Annotated in this window: 14 protein-coding genes and 1 tRNA gene; 3 read left to right on the forward strand and 12 right to left on the reverse strand. The window is 48.6% G+C overall.

Annotated elements, in window-relative coordinates; translation table 11 throughout:
• Positions 1–23: 23 nt before the first annotated feature.
• From C792_RS0112775 to C792_RS0112805, 7 genes are all read right to left on the reverse strand, one after another.
• Complete coding sequence (locus tag C792_RS0112775) at positions 24–1,295, reverse strand: amidohydrolase (protein WP_017549850.1); 1,272 nt, start codon at positions 1,293–1,295, stop codon at positions 24–26.
• Between the two features lie 21 nt (positions 1,296–1,316).
• Positions 1,317–2,834 carry an AbgT family transporter gene (locus C792_RS0112780; protein WP_017549851.1) on the reverse strand — a complete coding sequence of 506 codons (1,518 nt, stop codon included), beginning with the start codon at positions 2,832–2,834 and terminating at the stop codon, positions 1,317–1,319.
• Between the two features lie 390 nt (positions 2,835–3,224).
• A complete protein-coding gene (locus C792_RS0112785; RefSeq protein ID WP_026090360.1) occupies positions 3,225–4,412 on the reverse strand; it encodes an NAD(P)/FAD-dependent oxidoreductase in 1,188 nt (395 codons plus the stop codon).
• Positions 4,413–4,526: 114 nt separating this feature from the next.
• Positions 4,527–5,306, reverse strand: coding sequence for a sulfite exporter TauE/SafE family protein (locus C792_RS0112790; protein ID WP_017549853.1), 780 nt, complete (start codon positions 5,304–5,306; stop codon positions 4,527–4,529).
• Positions 5,306–6,667 (reverse strand): MBL fold metallo-hydrolase, encoded by a 1,362-nt coding sequence (locus tag C792_RS0112795; protein WP_017549854.1) that lies wholly within the window; start codon positions 6,665–6,667, stop codon positions 5,306–5,308. Before C792_RS0112795 ends, C792_RS0112790 begins: the two co-directional genes overlap by 1 nt.
• Before the next feature lie 34 nt (positions 6,668–6,701).
• On the reverse strand, positions 6,702–7,796 hold the full coding sequence (locus C792_RS0112800) for a DsrE/DsrF/DrsH-like family protein (RefSeq protein WP_017549855.1): 1,095 nt from the start codon (positions 7,794–7,796) through the stop codon (positions 6,702–6,704).
• Positions 7,797–7,908: 112 nt separating this feature from the next.
• Positions 7,909–8,190, reverse strand: coding sequence for a metal-sensitive transcriptional regulator (locus tag C792_RS0112805; protein ID WP_017549856.1), 282 nt, complete (start codon positions 8,188–8,190; stop codon positions 7,909–7,911).
• Positions 8,191–8,335: 145 nt separating this feature from the next.
• On the opposite strand from C792_RS0112805, the gene C792_RS0112810 reads away from it, so the two are divergent.
• Positions 8,336–8,944 carry a class I SAM-dependent methyltransferase gene (locus C792_RS0112810; protein WP_245537546.1) on the forward strand — a complete coding sequence of 203 codons (609 nt, stop codon included), beginning with the start codon at positions 8,336–8,338 and terminating at the stop codon, positions 8,942–8,944.
• 158 nt (positions 8,945–9,102) lie between these two features.
• Here C792_RS0112810 and copZ read toward each other — a convergent pair whose 3' ends face one another.
• The 3 genes from copZ to C792_RS0112825 form a co-directional block, all read right to left on the reverse strand.
• Complete coding sequence (gene copZ / locus C792_RS0112815) at positions 9,103–9,312, reverse strand: copper chaperone CopZ (RefSeq protein ID WP_017549858.1); 210 nt, start codon at positions 9,310–9,312, stop codon at positions 9,103–9,105.
• Positions 9,313–9,347: 35 nt separating this feature from the next.
• The gene (locus C792_RS0112820; protein ID WP_425413720.1) at positions 9,348–11,693 is read right to left on the reverse strand and encodes a heavy metal translocating P-type ATPase; all 2,346 of its coding nucleotides are present in this window, start codon (positions 11,691–11,693) and stop codon (positions 9,348–9,350) included.
• Between the two features lie 70 nt (positions 11,694–11,763).
• The gene (locus C792_RS0112825; RefSeq protein ID WP_017549860.1) at positions 11,764–12,066 is read right to left on the reverse strand and encodes a metal-sensing transcriptional repressor; all 303 of its coding nucleotides are present in this window, start codon (positions 12,064–12,066) and stop codon (positions 11,764–11,766) included.
• Between the two features lie 160 nt (positions 12,067–12,226).
• On the opposite strand from C792_RS0112825, the gene C792_RS0112830 reads away from it, so the two are divergent.
• Together C792_RS0112830 and C792_RS0112835 are read left to right on the forward strand one after the other, a co-directional pair.
• Positions 12,227–12,299, forward strand: a tRNA-Ala gene (locus C792_RS0112830).
• A 129-nt stretch (positions 12,300–12,428) separates the two neighbouring features.
• Positions 12,429–13,640, forward strand: a complete 1,212-nt coding sequence (locus tag C792_RS0112835; RefSeq protein ID WP_017549861.1) for a DUF819 family protein — start codon at positions 12,429–12,431, stop codon at positions 13,638–13,640.
• Between the two features lie 262 nt (positions 13,641–13,902).
• Here C792_RS0112835 and C792_RS0112840 read toward each other — a convergent pair whose 3' ends face one another.
• Together C792_RS0112840 and C792_RS0112845 are read right to left on the reverse strand one after the other, a co-directional pair.
• On the reverse strand, positions 13,903–14,640 hold the full coding sequence (locus tag C792_RS0112840; protein WP_017549862.1) for an IclR family transcriptional regulator: 738 nt from the start codon (positions 14,638–14,640) through the stop codon (positions 13,903–13,905).
• A 111-nt stretch (positions 14,641–14,751) separates the two neighbouring features.
• The gene (locus tag C792_RS0112845) at positions 14,752–16,218 is read right to left on the reverse strand and encodes an aldehyde dehydrogenase family protein (RefSeq protein WP_017549863.1); all 1,467 of its coding nucleotides are present in this window, start codon (positions 16,216–16,218) and stop codon (positions 14,752–14,754) included.
• Positions 16,219–16,247 lie beyond the last annotated feature (29 nt).

Raw genomic sequence — 16,247 nt, forward strand, 5'->3', positions numbered from 1 at the left:
TGCACATCAATGAGCGCTTATTTCTACTTATTGGCCAGCTTCACTGCAGAGGCGAACAGGGTCTCTACACCCTGCAGCAGGCTCTTTTCGTTGACGTCGAATCGTTCATTGTGGTGGCCGGCGGCAAGATCCGTGCCGATGACACAGTATGTCGCGCAGCCACCCTGTTTCTGTACGGCATCCATGAAGAACGTCGCGTCCTCCGACCCGGCAGCTTCATCACTCTGCACCAGGCTCGTGAGTCCGTTTTCCTTTGCACATTCATGCAGGATTTCAGCGAGCTCCGTGGAACCCTTGGCGCTGATGCCCTCTCCGACGAGTTCTATCCCGTAGTCGACCTGGTGCATTCGCGCCGCCCCTTCGATGATCGATTCAGCGTAAGTTTTCATATAATCATTGAGTACGGATGTTTCACCACGTGTCTCAATCATAAGCTTCGCTTCATCTGCGATGACATTGCGGCCGCTTCCGGCGTGCAGCTCCCCGACATTGATCCGGGTCATGCCGCCGGAGTGGCGCGGGATGGAACTCAGATTGATGACGGCATTGGCGGCGGCGAGCATCGCATTCTTACCTTCCTCCGGCTTTCCGCCTGCATGGGAGGAGACGCCTTTGAAGCGGACATCCATCTTTGACGTCGCGAGAAATCCGTTGTTGGATGCAACAAAATGCCCCTGTTCGACACCGATGCCGATATGCGTCGCGATGAAACAGTCCACATCATTCACCGCGCCAGCCTCCACCATGGAGATGGCGCCTCTCGCCCCCTCCTCTGCCGGCTGGAAGATGAGTTTGATCTTCCCGTTCAGCTGGTCCCGGTTTTCAACAATTTTCACGGCGAGTCCGAGCCCGATGGAGGTATGCGCATCATGACCGCAGGCATGCATTTCCGTGTTCAGCGAGCGGAAGCCCGACTGGACCGGGACATGGCTTTCATCCTCGGACTCATAGATTGGCAGGGCATCCATATCGACGCGGTAGGCAACCGTCTGACCTGGCCTGCCCGTATCCCATGTGGCCACGATGCCGGTATATCCTTCGGATACCCGGTCCATATATTTCTCCACAGCACCGTTCTCCCTGGCCCATTTCTCATGCGCTCTTGTTTCATCATCAGACGGTTTGCCCAGGCAGTGTCCGGGGGACATGACTTCCCTGCCGATTTCAAGATCGAATCCGAGCGTCTCCAGCTCATTCGCCACAATCGTCGATGTACGCATTTCAAGGAACCCGAGTTCCGGATACTTGTGGAAATCCCTTCTCCATTCAATCAGCCTGTTTTCAATATCGCTCATGATTCATACTCCTTCATTACTTTATTTCTCAAGATACACTCCGACACCCGGACCAAGCGGCAACCCCGTGAAGAAGAAGATGAGCAGCATGATGATCCATACCACCAGGAATATCAGTGAGTAGGGGATCATCAGCGCCATGTAGCTGCCGATGCTCGCATTCTTGTCATACCGCTGCATGAATGCCAGTATGATGACCATGTACGGAAACAATGGCGTGATGATGTTGATGGACGAATCCGCAATACGGTACGCTGCCTGTGTAAATGCAGGATTGTAGCCGAGCTGCATGAACAGCGGGACGAATATTGGTGCCTCGATTGCCCACTTTGCAGAACCTGATGTAATCAGGAAGTTCATGAGACCAGTGAATATGACATAGCCGATGATCAGTCCCACTCCCGTGAACTCGACACTTTCAAGGAATTCGGCGCCGTTCACTGCAAGCCATGTGCCCAGATTGGACCAGGTGAAGTATGCAATGAACTGGGCGATGGCGAATACAAGCACAATATAACCCGCCATATCCTTTATGGATTCCGTCATATAGTACGTGACATCCTTACTCGCCCGGATCTTTCCGACTGTGATACCGAACGCCATGCCGATGACAATGAAGAAGATCAGGATGATCGGTACGATGCCATCAAGGAATGGCGAAGGCGAAATACCGCCTTCCTCATTCCTGAGCGGGCTGTTCGGGATCAAGATGACACCGAGCACCAGTGCCCAGTAGAGCAGTCCGGCAATCAGGGCTGCGAAAAACCCTTTCTTGGCATTCGGCAGTTCTTCCGTATTCTCATCCTCCACAGCATCTCCGGTATATTTCCCAAGACGCGGTTCAACGATTCTGGTGGTAATCAGACCGCCGACGACAGTCAGCACAAACACGGATACAATATTGAAATACCAATTGTCCACTGGCGTCACAGTTATACTTTCATCCAGTATCGCAGCCGCTTCCGTCGAAATTCCTGCAAGCAGTGCATCCGTTCCGGCAACGAACAGATTCGCCGTGAAGCCGGCACCTGCTCCGGCGAAACCGGCGGCGAGTCCAGCAAGCGGGTGGCGTCCGAGCTTATAGAATACGAGTGCACCGAGGGGCGGAATGAGGACAACCGCAGCATCCGATGCGAGGTTACCCAGTATACCGACGAACACGACCGTATAGGTCACGAGGAACGGCGGTGATTTCAGGATTGTCTTGCGGATTGCGTAATCGAGCAGTCCGACCTTTTCCGCCAGTCCGATACCGAGCATCATAGCAAGCACAAGCCCGAGCGGCGCGAAGCCAGTGAAGTTCTCGAGCATCGAAGTGATGATGAACTGCAGCCCTTCACCAGACAGCAGGTTTCTGATCGGCAGTTCCTCGCCCGTCCCCGGGTGATTGACCGATGCATCAAAAAGGCTGAATATATAGGACACGAGAATCATCAGCACAGCCAGTCCGACGAAGAGTGCGAACGGATCCGGGAGCTTATTGCCCACCCGTTCGATGAAATCCAGGATCTTCTGGGTCATGGTTCTTTTCTCTGACATGATATCCCTCATTTATAGTAGGATTAAAACCGATTAAACTCATATAATTTGATTAATAAGACCAGTCTACAGCATGCACAAACCGTTGTCCATATATTTTAAAAATTACAAAATCTTATATAACTGCTGCACGGCAGTTCCCCTTTCCGCAATTTTGTAAGCGCTTTTATGTAATTTTAACATATGCCTGGAAGGTATCAATAAATTTATGAACAGCGACGATGACGGTTCAGGAGTTATGACACCAGTATCCATTTACATGGAAATTTAAAACTCCCTCCTGCGGGGCGGTCGATGACCGTCCGCACAGGAGGGAGTGATTTTCAAATGAAGCCAGACACTGTATAGACCCGTATATCCAAAATTTTCAGGACTTGCCGTCGGGCATGCCTACATAAGCCCCTTCATCATTCCCCGCCAGTACATGGCAGGCAGTCCATACTTTTTCACCATGTACATACTTTTCCTTTCTTTCGCCTGGTTGACAGGAAAAGTTTCCGATGGCACATTATCATACTTGAATTCTGCCATTATAAGGGAATTATAGCCCGTGACGAGGGGACATGAAGTATACCCGTCATACCTGCGGGCGGATCGGGCACCGCCTTTCAGCATTGATTTGATATGTGATGCCACTACCGGTGCCTGTTTGCGTATCGCTGCACCCGTCTTCGAGGTCGGCGCACTGGAAACATCCCCGAGGCTGAAAATATTTCCGTATCCATTATGCTGAAGGGTATGGGGGTCTACGTCCACCCATCCATCAGAATTGGCCAGAGGACTTCTCTTGATGAAATCAGGGGCACTCATATAAGGGACTGCATGAATCATATCATAATCCAGCGTCTCTTCCTCCCCGCTGTCCAGGTCCCGGAAAACCGCCTGTTTGTTGGGGCCGTCGACTTTGATCAGGTCTTTCTTGTAATCGGCCCTGATTCCCTTTCTGCTGATGACCTCATCAAGCGCATCAGCATATTTCTTAACTGAAAACACAGAGCCGTTTGCTGATTTGAAATTGATTTCCGTCCGGTTGCGGACTCCCTGATTCCGGAATGCCTCATCTGCAAGATACATGATCTTTTGTGGTGCACCCCCGCATTTAATCGCCGAATCGGGATGAGTGAATATCGCACGGCCCCCCTGGAAAGATCGTATTGTTTCCCATGTGTAATCCACATGTTCATACGAGTAGTTGCTGCATATGCCATATTTCCCCACATTTCCAGCCAGTCCTTCTATTTCATCCCAGTCCAGCTGTAAACCGGGACATACGATCAGGTATTTATACATTATTTCAGTGCCTTCCGAAGTGGTCACCCGATTTTCCTCCGGTTTGAATGATTCCGCCGATTCCTTGTACCATTTGACCCCTTTCGGGATCAATGAAGCCTCAGAGCGCCGGGACGCTTCCTTATCAACGACGCCGCCCCCTACAAGTGTCCATAGCGGTTGATAATAATGATTGTCAGCCGGGTCAATGATGGCCAGGTCGATATACTCGGATATGCGTTTCAGACGTGAAGCTACCGTTATTCCTGCAGTACCGCCGCCAACTACCAGAACTTCGTGAAATTCCACTGTAACACCCTTTCTGCCATTATCATTATAAAACTGTATCCGAAAATCGGTTCCGTAAACATCCAACGGACTGCCGGCAGAAAATACCTTCTCCCGATCTGGAACACTGCAGCATTACAACAGGATTTCCACCCAGATTTTAACAGCTGTCGCCAGTATCAGCAGTGCCAGAATCCACTGGAGGACCCCGGTATTCATCCTCTGTCCAGCTTTTGCCCCGAGTGGTGCCGCAATGAGACTTGCTATGATCATGATGGCGGCAGGTCCGTAGAGCACCTGATCAGCCGCCACTTTGCCGACGGTCGTACCGATGGAGGAAATCAGTGTGACAGCCAGGCTGGTCGCAATCGTCACGCGCGTCGGTATTTTAAGGATCACCAGCATGATCGGAACCAGTATGAAGGCACCGGCAGCACCGACAATGCCGGCGGCACTGCCGGTCAAGAATGCAAGTGATGCCGCAAGCGTCCTGTTGAAATGAAGGACATCGCCCCGTGAAAAAGGGATTTCCTTTTTGGGGATGAACATCATGATGGCAGCGATTGCCGCAAGCACGGCATATACGACATCAATCTGGGTCTCTGTAAGGAATGTCGAGCCGTATCCCCCGAGGAGACTGCCTGCAAGTATCGCGCTTCCCATGTATGCGATCAGCCGCATGTTCAGATAACCGCTGTTCCTATATGCCCAGACGCCACCTATCGTTGCAAAAAACACTTGTACCGCACTGATTCCAGATACTTCATGTGATGTAAACGCAGTGACACCAAGCAATGCGGGTATATACAGAAGCATCGGGTACTTGATGATCGATCCCCCTATGCCCACCATCCCCGAGATGAAAGATCCGACGAAACCGATCAGAAATATGACGATGATCGTTACAATATCCATCACTGCATCGCTCGGATGAGACCTGCGTAGCCATCTTCGATATTTACGACATTATCGTATCCCCGGGCCTTGAGTGCGCTCATGGCTATGGCTGAACGGACACCGGACTGACAATGCACATAGATTGTATCGTCCGCATCGAACGGCACCTCTTTCTCGTCAAGCTGGCCGAAGTGCAGATGGTGCGCATTTTCAAGACTGCCATTGTTATATTCGGAAGCAGAACGGACATCGAGAATATTCCTATCCTTGAAATTGCTGATGAACTCCGCCGCAGATACATTTTCATATGCATCGTCGTAATACTGTTCTGCCTCCCGTGCAGGGACTATCAGCTGAAGATTGTCATATCCGATGGAAGCGAGATCCTCCTGCAGCACCCGGCTGTCTTCAGGGTTGCCGATAACAGTCATCGGCTGATCATAATCGATATACCATCCGGCAAACTGAAGGAATTTGTCATTGTACGGAATGTTTATCGCACCTTTTTTGAACCCTTTCCTGAATTCCTCCCGGCTTCTGAGATCGAACAGCTGTCCCGGCAGTTCATCCGGGGTGCCCACTTCAACATCCTTCACCTTGAATCCGGGCAGTCCTTCCTTGTTGACTTTCTTCATCTGGGCAAAATAGCTTGGCGGCTCCGGCTGGTTGCTTGTCAGCTCTTTTATGAAAGCTTCCCTGTCATCATAGTCGAACACCCAGTTGTTCCTCAGTTCATAGCCCAGCGTGGAGAGCGGCACTGCACCGAGTGACTTGCCGCAGGCACTGCCGGCCCCATGACCCGGCCAGACTTGCATGAATTCCGGATACTTGTCCACTGTTTTCAATGAATCGAACATCGCTGCCGCGCCTTCCTCAGTCGTACCTTCCATCTGTGCCGCCTCTTCAAGAAGATCCGGCCGTCCGATGTCACCGACAAACAGGAAATCCCCTGTGAATATGCCCATCGGTTCATCGCTGCCGCCGCCTCTGTCTGTCAGAACAAATGAAATGCTTTCCGGTGTATGGCCCGGTGTATGGAGGACTTTCAATTCAACTTTGCCGACTCTGATGATGTCGCCATCTTTTAGATATACCGTGTTTTTGGGCATACCTTCATATTTCCAATTCTCGTCCCCCTCATCTGATACATATGCCGTCGCATTGAAACGTTCAGCAGCATCGCGCAAACCGGAAGCGAAATCCGCATGGATATGCGTCTCGGTCACCTGTGTGATGTTGAAACCTTCCTGAGCTGCCACTTCTCCATATTCATCAACGACACGTTTCGGATCGATGATGATCGCCTCTTTTGTTTGCTGACATGCCACCATGTAGGATGTCTGTGCAAGTTTCTTGTCAAAAAATTGTTTGAAGAACATTATATACACTCCTTAGTATTCAATATACCGCTTATTATATGAAAAGATTCAGGTTCCCATTTTCTGCATCACCGAGATAAGTGCCGACCCCTCCGAAATTGACATTCGGCAGCAGTTCATCCGCCTCAACCGCCATGATATCCATGCTCATCGTGCAGGCCACCATTTTGACACCGAGGGAATCGGCCTTGTCGATCATTTCCGTCAATGCGTCGACTTTCTTCCTCTTCATGACATACTGGATCATCTTCGATCCGAGCCCGAACATATTCATTTTCGAAATTGGCAGTTTGGCGGCAGATTTGGGCATCATCATGCTGAATGCTTTGTCCAATCCCTTTTTATCCTTCTTCGGTGCTTCTGGGTCCTTGATGACATTGAGTCCCCAGAATGTGAAGAACATCGTTACATCCTTACCCATGCTTTTGGCGCCAGTGGCAATGATGAACGAAGCAAGCGCCTTGTCGAGATCACCGCTGAAGACGACCATCGTTGCACCGTTTTTCGTTTCCACCATCTGATGGCCTTCCCCGGATGGCGCTGGCTGCTGATCATTCTTCTCGAGTACAGCAACAACCCTGTCACCATCCTTTTCGTTTTTTAGCACCGTGTTTCCGGTCTTTTTCGCCCAGGCTTCGACATCCGTGCAAAAACCGGGATCCGTCACCGTGATTTCCATCTGCTGTCCGGGTTCAAGCTGTCCCATCGTTTCGCTCACCCTGAGCAGAGGCCCCGGGCACTGAAGACCACTCGCTTCAATCCTCACCCTTTCCGGATCAATGTTTCTATCCCCGGATGCATCCGGTGCGCCTGTAACAGTCTTCGAACTGTCATACGCACCGGTATATGAAGAAAAGCCTTCGTCCAGGTTCACTGCATCGTATCCATTCCGCTTCAGAATGTCCACGGCTTTGGCACCGCGTTTTCCCTTTTGGCAATATGCATGGATCCGCCGGTCCTTTGGCAGTTCATCCAGCCTGTTTTCCAATTCATTCACCGAGATGTTCCGGGCACCTTCAATATGACCCATATCGTATTCAAAATCTTCCCTGACATCAAGCAGGTACTGATTTTTTTCAAGTATCCCGTCTGCATCATTGATATGATAATCCGTTCCAGTTTTGTTCATTGTATAGAACCTCCTTGTTTTAAATACCCATAAGGGTATAATAGCAAACACTCCGCCTCCTGTCAAATACCCCTTAGGGTATTTGACAGGAGGCATAAAAACAGATGATTTATCATCTGCTCTTGTTCAACAGTTCGACCGCTTCCTTGACCAGTGCATCCGTATCCTGATCCGGGTCATCCATCGCTTCTTTCACACATTCCACCAGGTTTTCACTCACGATCACGTTCATGGTACGGTTCAATGCATTTTTGGCCGCACTCAACTGAGTGACCACATCTTTGCAGTGCCTGCCCTCCTCAATCATCTTCAACGCACCGTTGATCTGCCCCTGCAGACGGTTTATGCGGTTGACTACCGCCTTATCATAGACATACTTCTCTTCAACAGTCATCCTAACCCTCTTCTCTGTAATATTGATAACAACATTATAATAGATGGAACCTGCCCCGGTCAAATACCCCGCATGGTATATTGGGTGATACTTTGGAAAATGTCCGTTACAATGGTGACAGAGATATAAAAGCGAATGGGGTATTATGATGAATCATTGGGATGAAAAATTCAGAACGGATGAATATATATACGGTGTTGAGCCAAACGAATGGGTCAGGACCGTCCTGGGTTCAGAACAGGGCAAAAGGATTGTTCTCCTCGCCGAAGGTGAAGGACGCAATGCCGTCTATCTCGCCAGACTCGGCAATCAGGTCACAACTTATGATTTTTCAAAAGAGGGGATTGAGAAAATGGAACGGCTGGCTGCTTCAGAAGACGTGACAGTCGATACCAACCTGCGGGATATAACGATAAAAGACGCAGTACCCCGTGAGACTTATGACATCAGCGTCAATATTTTCGGGCACGTTCCGGCGGAAGGCAAATTGCAGATGTTCACGAATTTGGTGGAATGTGTGAAACCCGGGGGACTGATCGTATTCGAACTGTATTCCAAGGAACAGCTGGAATATAAAACAGGCGGCCCGCCGGACATGAACATGCTTTATGACCTTGATGAAATCAGAGGATATCTGGAGCGATTCGATGTGGAAGTGATCCACCTTGAAAAAGAGGTCGTACACAGGCACGAAGGCAGGATGCACAATGGTAAATCCTCCGTCATCCAGGGAAAGGTCAGAAAGCTGAAGTAAGCACTTTTAAAGCTGTCACTCCCTTATAAAAAAACAAGAACAGCCAACGGTCTTAAACTCGTTGGCTGTTCTAATATTTCAGTGTTCAATTGAAGGGCGGCCTGGAGTTCACGCCGGCCGCACCAGACTGGGCGGAGGCCTCCGCTCTATATCTCAACTTACTTTACGACGTCGTAACCCTGTCCTTCGATGGCGTCGACCATCGCAGCATCATCAACTTTATCCTCCTGATAGTCAACGCTTACCTGATTATCCTCCAGGCTCACTTCTGAGCCATTGACACCTTCCAGCTTATTCAGCGCACCTTCCACCGAGCTCTTGCAATGTCCGCATGTCATACCTTCTACTTTGATTGTCTTATTAGCCATAACTATGATACCTCCTAATACAAGTTTATAAAATATTATACCTTAACACGTTTGAGACGGAGCGAATTGGTTACTACGCTGACCGAACTGAATGCCATTGCAGCACCGGCCACCCATGGTGCCAGGAAACCGAGTGCAGCAATCGGGATGCCTGCTGTATTGTAGGCGAATGCCCAGAACAGATTCTGCTTGATATTACGGATTGTCCTGTGGCTTAAATTGATTGCTCTTGGAATCAGCGTCAACTCTCCGCCGAGAATCGTGATATCTGCCGCTTCGATGGCAACTTCGGTCCCAGTGCCGATGGCGATGCCGATGTCTGCTGTAGCGAGTGCCGGTGCATCATTGACGCCGTCGCCTACCATCGCAACCACTTTCCCTTCATCCTGCACTTTCCTGACCTGGGCTGCTTTTTCTTCAGGGAGCACTTCAGCAATGACTGTATCTATATTGACCTGTCTGGCAATTGCCGAAGCGGTACTGCCATTGTCCCCTGTCAGCATGATGATTTCAAGGCCCTGGTCATGGAGGGATTTGATCGCTTCCTTTGCAGTTTCCTTCACGGTGTCCTGCACGGCTACAATACCTTTCACCCGCCCATCCACGGAGATGATCATGGCAGTTTTGCCATCATGCTCGAATTGGCTCATGCTGTCTTCCAGGTCTCCAGTGTCCATGTTGTTCTCTGCCATCAGTTTACGCGTGCCGACAAGAATACGCCTGCCGTCAATCACAGCTTCGATGCCGCGCCCGGGGATCGCATTGAAGTCGTCCACATCGGCGAGTTCTATATCGTGTTCCGTTGCATAGCTTACAATTGCTTCGGCAAGTGGGTGTTCTGACCCTTTCTCTGCAGAAGCGAGCAGTCGGAGTGTGTCGTCGTCACCTGTGAAGTCAGTGACTTCCGGCCGGCCCTTGGTGATCGTACCCGTCTTATCCATGATGATTGCATTGAGGGAATGTGTTTTTTCCAGGTGTTCCCCGCCCTTGAATAAAATACCGTTCTCCGCACCTTTACCGGTCCCCACCATGATTGAGGTCGGTGTAGCCAGTCCAAGGGCGCATGGGCAGGCGATCACAAGTACTGAGATGGATGCGACCAGTGCAGCTTCCATATTTCCGGGGCTGACCAGGAAGTACCACACCAGGAAGGTGACAACCGCTATACCGATGACAATCGGTACGAAGTAACCGGAAATCAGATCCGCCATTCTCTGGATGGGGGCCTTCTTGCCCTGTGCCTCTTCCACTACTTTGATGATGGATTGGAGAGCCGTTTCTTTTCCTACTTTGGTTGCCAGAATTTCAACTGTACCGTTCTGGTTGGTCGTCGCACCAATGACATTATCATCCGCCGCCTTTTCGACCGGTATCGATTCGCCGGTAATCATGGATTCGTCCACGGAAGTACGCCCTTTGACAACCATTGCGTCCACAGGGAATTTTTCACCCGGTTTGACGATGAGTCGATCTCCTTCAATTACATCTTCTGCCGGAATCATCTGTTCCACGCCATCCCGGATCACGCGTGCTTCTTTTGCCTGCAGGTTCAGCAGTTCTTTGATGGCACCCGTTGTTTTTGTTTTTGCCCGTGTTTCCAAATACTTGCCGAACAGGATGAGCGTGATGATGATCGCACTGGTTTCAAAGTAAAGATGGGGATGCATGGTGGCGCCGGCCATCCATTTATACGTTTCATATAAACTGAATATGAAAGCGGCGCTTGTCCCCATCGCAACGAGCACATCCATGTTCGCAGTGAAATTTTTCAGGTTCTTATATGCACCGACATAGAACTGCCAGCCCAAAATGAATTGTACAGGTGTTGCGAAAGCCAGCTGGAACCATGGATTCATGAAAATCGCCGGCAGACCGATGCCGAACAGGTGATCAAGCATCGTGACAAGGAGCGGCAGGGATAACAGTGCGGAGATGACGACTTTCCACTTCATCCTTGTGAGCTCCTGCTCCTTTTTGGACCCTTTCTCCTCAGTGCCCTGTTTTTGCCCGGCACCATATCCCAGGTCGTTTATCCTGCCGATCAGAGCTTTCTCAGATACAACATTTGAATTATATTCGATGATTGCATTTTCCGTCGTCAGGTTGACGGAGGCATTGGATACACCTTCTGTCTTATTCAGTACCTTCTCGATCCGGGTGGAGCATGCCGCACACGTCATGCCGGTGATATCAAATTCCACTTCATCCATTTCCACTCCATATCCAAGGTTCGATATTTTGTCCGTAATGTCATCGAGCTGAATATTTTCAGGGTTGTACGCCACTGATGCTTTTTCTGTCGCCAGATTGACTTTGGCATCCACATCATCCATTTTATTCAATACTTTTTCAATTCGGTTTGAACACGATGCACATGTCATGCCGGTGATATTCAAAGTTACATTCTTGTCATTGGACAATTAGTTTCCCCTCCTTGTATGCTGCCATCTCCTATTTTGCAAACTGTTTCAAGACAGCCATCAGCTCCTCGATCGATTCGGAGCCTTCACCTTTTTCAATCGCATCTGTGACACAGTGCTTCATGTGCCTTTCGGTCACGTTGTAGCCAACGTTTTTCAAAGCAGATTGAATCGCGCTGATCTGCACAAGTATATCGACACAATAGCGGTCTTCATCGACCATCTTCTGTATGCCCCGGACCTGTCCCTCGATCCGTTTCAAGCGATTCAGCATCCTGTCCTTTTCTTCATTGGTCCTCGGCTCCGTGGCAAATTCCTGTAAATGTTCTGACATATCCATCCCTCACCTTTTCTGATCCGTTTTATTATACAGCCATTATACCCCCTATGGGTATAAATTTCAAGTGAATAGTCTCCCATAGATATCAATAAATAAATAATGTATTGAATAAATTCCTGATATGTCCTACAATAAGGTATGTGTTCAGTACATAGGGGCCATAGCTCAGCTGGGAGAGCGTTGCGCTGGCAGCGCAAAGGTCAGGGGTTCGAGCCCCCTTGGCTCCATCATTTTATGATAAGACCGCAGGATTTCTGATTCTGCGGTCTTATTTTTTTGCTATATTTTATTGTCTAAAAAATTAGATATCCTTCTCTTTTTCGATTATAATCGGATTCATAAAGGGGGAATACATAATGGATTCTTTGATTTCGCCGGATGAAAGCTGGCTTTTATGGGGGATTCTCGTAGGATGGGCGGCATTCTCCATATATCTTGAACAGAAATTCGAATGGGCGTCGAAACTATCCGGTGCCATCATCGCACTCGTCGGTGCGATGCTTCTTGCAAATTTCGGGGTGATCCCGATTGAATCACCGACCTATGACATTGTATGGGCATATGTTGTGCCGCTTGCCATACCACTGCTTCTCTTCCAGTCCAACATCATAAGGATATGGAAGGAGAGTGGACGGCTGCTCATGATCTTCCTGATCAGCTCGATTGGAACAGTGGCAGGGGCAATCATTGCATTCTTTCTGCTGAAAGAATACATTCCCGCAGTCGACCAGATCGGCGCCATGCTTACCGGCTCATACACAGGCGGCGGGGTCAACTTCGCCGCAATGGCAACCCGTTTCGATGTTGGCGGGGAAACAGTGTCATCGACCGTAGTGGCGGATAACCTGCTGATGGCACTGTACTTCCTTGTACTCATCACCATTCCGGCAGTCGGCTTTTTCAAGAAAAATTACAGGGCTCCGTACATCGATGAAATCGAAAGGAACGGTGCCGATAACGGTAACCAGGCCGCTTCATACTGGAAGCGCAAGGAGATTTCACTCAGCGATATCGCCCTTGCTGTGGGCAGTTCATTCGTCATCGTGGCAGTATCATTCAAGCTCGCAGAATTTTTCACCAACGTCATACCCGATGATGCAAACATCTTCCTCACAGTTTTGAGAGGGATCATCGGGGATGACTACCTGATGCTCACGACAATAACCCTGCTGCTCGTGTCGTTCATACCCAGATACTTCACCAGCATAAACGGTGCGCAGGAAATCGGCACATTCCTGATCTACATATTCTTTGTGGTCATCGGTGTGCCCGCATCCATTCCGCTGATCATTCAGAACGCACCATTGATTCTGCTTTTTGCGGCTATCATCGTCTTCATCAACATGATTGTTTCCTTCTCTTTCGGGAAATTCTTCAAATTCAGTCTCGAAGAGATCATCCTGTCGAGCAACGCCAACATCGGCGGTCCGACAACCGCCGCAGCCATGGCGATTTCGCGCGGCTGGACAAAACTCGTCGGGCCGATTCTGATCATTGGTACACTCGGCTATATCATTGGCAACTATATCGGCACCGGGCTTGGAGTCTGGTTTGCCGGGATGATGTAAAGGCATGGGCTGGTGGTCATCCCCTTTGGATATGCTAATAATTCGTCACACACCCTTATAATATTGATGCTATCATATGGAAACTAAAAGAGATGCCCCCGGTATTGCCGGGGGCATCTCTTTTACCGCACAGGGCGAACTGGCTGAAATATTAAGTAAGTAACACCCATAAAAATAAGGGGAGGGATTATTTACACATTGTTATTGCAGGTGCCTAATCGCCCTCCTGTGCATTTATGCTCGCGGGTGTTGCAGTGGCTCTCTATTGAAATCCCTGTGAAATCTCCGAAGCAGTAGTCAGTAAGGCAGGGATATATGACTGAATCATTTCCTCACTGAATCGAAATGAGGGTCCGGAAATGGATAACGCTCCAATCAGACGGCCCTGATAATCAAAGACCGGTGCTGACAATGCTGAAACCTCATCCGTTACCTCCCCATAACTCAATGCAAAACCATGCTGTTTCACTGCTTTTATCTTTTCTTCTAATAAGTTACGTTCTTCCGGCATCAAGTTTTCTAATATTTCTTCACACACTTTTTCCGGCTGATATGCCAGTAGCGCCCTTCCGGTAGCCCCTTTATGAATCGGGTGTTCTTTCCCAACTCCAACAGACCGCCGTATTTCTTTCTGGCTTTCATGTTCGATTAAACAAAGACGTTTATAACCTTTTTGAATATAAAATCCTACTGTTTCTTCAGTCAGATTTCTCAACTGCAGTACTTTGGCTTCAACCAGTGCTGAAAACGGCAACTGCGTCATTACTCGATTGGAATACTCCATGAATACTGTTCCTAGTGAGTAAAGTTTAGTCTGGCTGTCCTGGAACACAAATCCTTCCATTTTCAATGTCGTCAATAAGCGATGGACAATAGTAGGCGATATATCCAAGTTTTTACTAATATAACTGATACTTTGCGGCCCTGTTGCCTCTTTTAAATGCTTCAATATTTTCATAGCCCGTAGCACCGTGGCAGAAACATCAGATTTTGCCTTCATACATGCCTCCTATTTCATTAAGTAGGTGAACTCAGTATATCATGAATTATCTTCATTTAAACCAAGTGGTGCGGAAGACAGACCATGCCTTCCACACCATGCTGATTACTTCTACTTACTTTTAATATAACGTGTCTTGTATTGGCAATAGAAATCCATGCCCTCACTACCGAGTTCCTTATATGTCCCAGTGCTCGATTTCTTATAGCCACCAAAAGGTGCCTGGAAAAATGTTCCGGTCGTTGTCATGTTCACCTTGACAATACCCGCCTCTATTTCACTAAGCGCTTTATTCATATACCCGATATTTCTTGTACAAATAGCCGAAGATAAGCCATATTCCACATCGTTGGCAACAGAAATCGCCTCATCGATATCTCTCACTTCAATAATACTATTCACAGGACCGAAAACCTCTTTTTGAGAAATTGTCATAGCTGGTTTTACGTTGCTAATTACAGTCGGTTCTATAAAATATCCATCCTCAAGTTCAGGATATTGAGGAATTCCTCCCCCTGTAAGCACTGTAGCACCTTCGTCTTTTGCACTTTGGATAAGATCAAGTGTAGACTGTCGTTCTGCCTGACTGACTTGTGGCCCCATATCAATCCCTTCATGCATTCCATTCCCCACTTTTAACTGTTCAGTCCTTTTGACCAACTTCTCTGTAAACTCTTTGACCACTTTTTCATGTACAATGATACGACCAGTCGCAGTACACGCTTGACCTGTTTGTCCGTACCCACCTGTAACGGCAATTTGTACTGCCTCATCTATATCTGCATCCTCCATTATGATAAGGGGATTCTTGCCCCCCATTTCCAATAGACAACGCTTCATGCCTTTCGCAGCCTCAGCATAGATTTTTTCACCCACTGTATTGGATCCTGTGAATGTTACCGCTTTAACTGCAGGATGATGGATCATTTCTGAAACAAGCTTTCCTGGTGCAATCACGGAGTTGACCACTCCAGCCGGGACACCGGCACGTTGGATGATATCCATAAACTTCATAACAGTAAGTGGTGTCTCCGAAGAAGGTTTAAGTACGACTGCATTTCCACTTGCAAGAGCCGGCGCTGTCTTCCAAGCCGGAATCGAAAGCGGGAAGTTCCAAGGTGTTACGACCAAGACAACCCCTAACGGTTCCGGTTTGGTTTGAATTTGAATATCTGGCATATCTGCCTCAAGAATACTGCCTTTTAAACGTCTGCATTCACCGGCATAGTATTTAACGATTCCAGCTGCATACCCAACTTCCTTGATGGCATCATTATAGGTCTTCCCTTCTTCCTGAACCATTGTTTTAGCGAGATCATCTTTCTCCTCTTCCATCAACGCCGAAATTTTGTATAAGTATTCACCACGTTGAGGCGCGGGGATGTCTTTCCATTGCTGGAATCCCTTTGATGCAGAATCTATCGCATCAGACAGATCCTCGGAGGTGGATTGATAGAATGACGATACAACTTCTTTTGTATTCGCCGGGTTCACACCCTGTTTTAACTCTTTCCCGGAAGGTGTGGTCCATGTTCCATTGATGAAGTTTTTCAACTCTGCTCCTGTAATCACTGTCATATATAATTCCTCCTCATATTTTTCCTGGT

Origin of the sequence: Salinicoccus carnicancri Crm, from assembly GCF_000330705.1 — a bacterium.
Taxonomy (GTDB): Bacteria; Bacillota; Bacilli; order Staphylococcales; family Salinicoccaceae; genus Salinicoccus; species Salinicoccus carnicancri.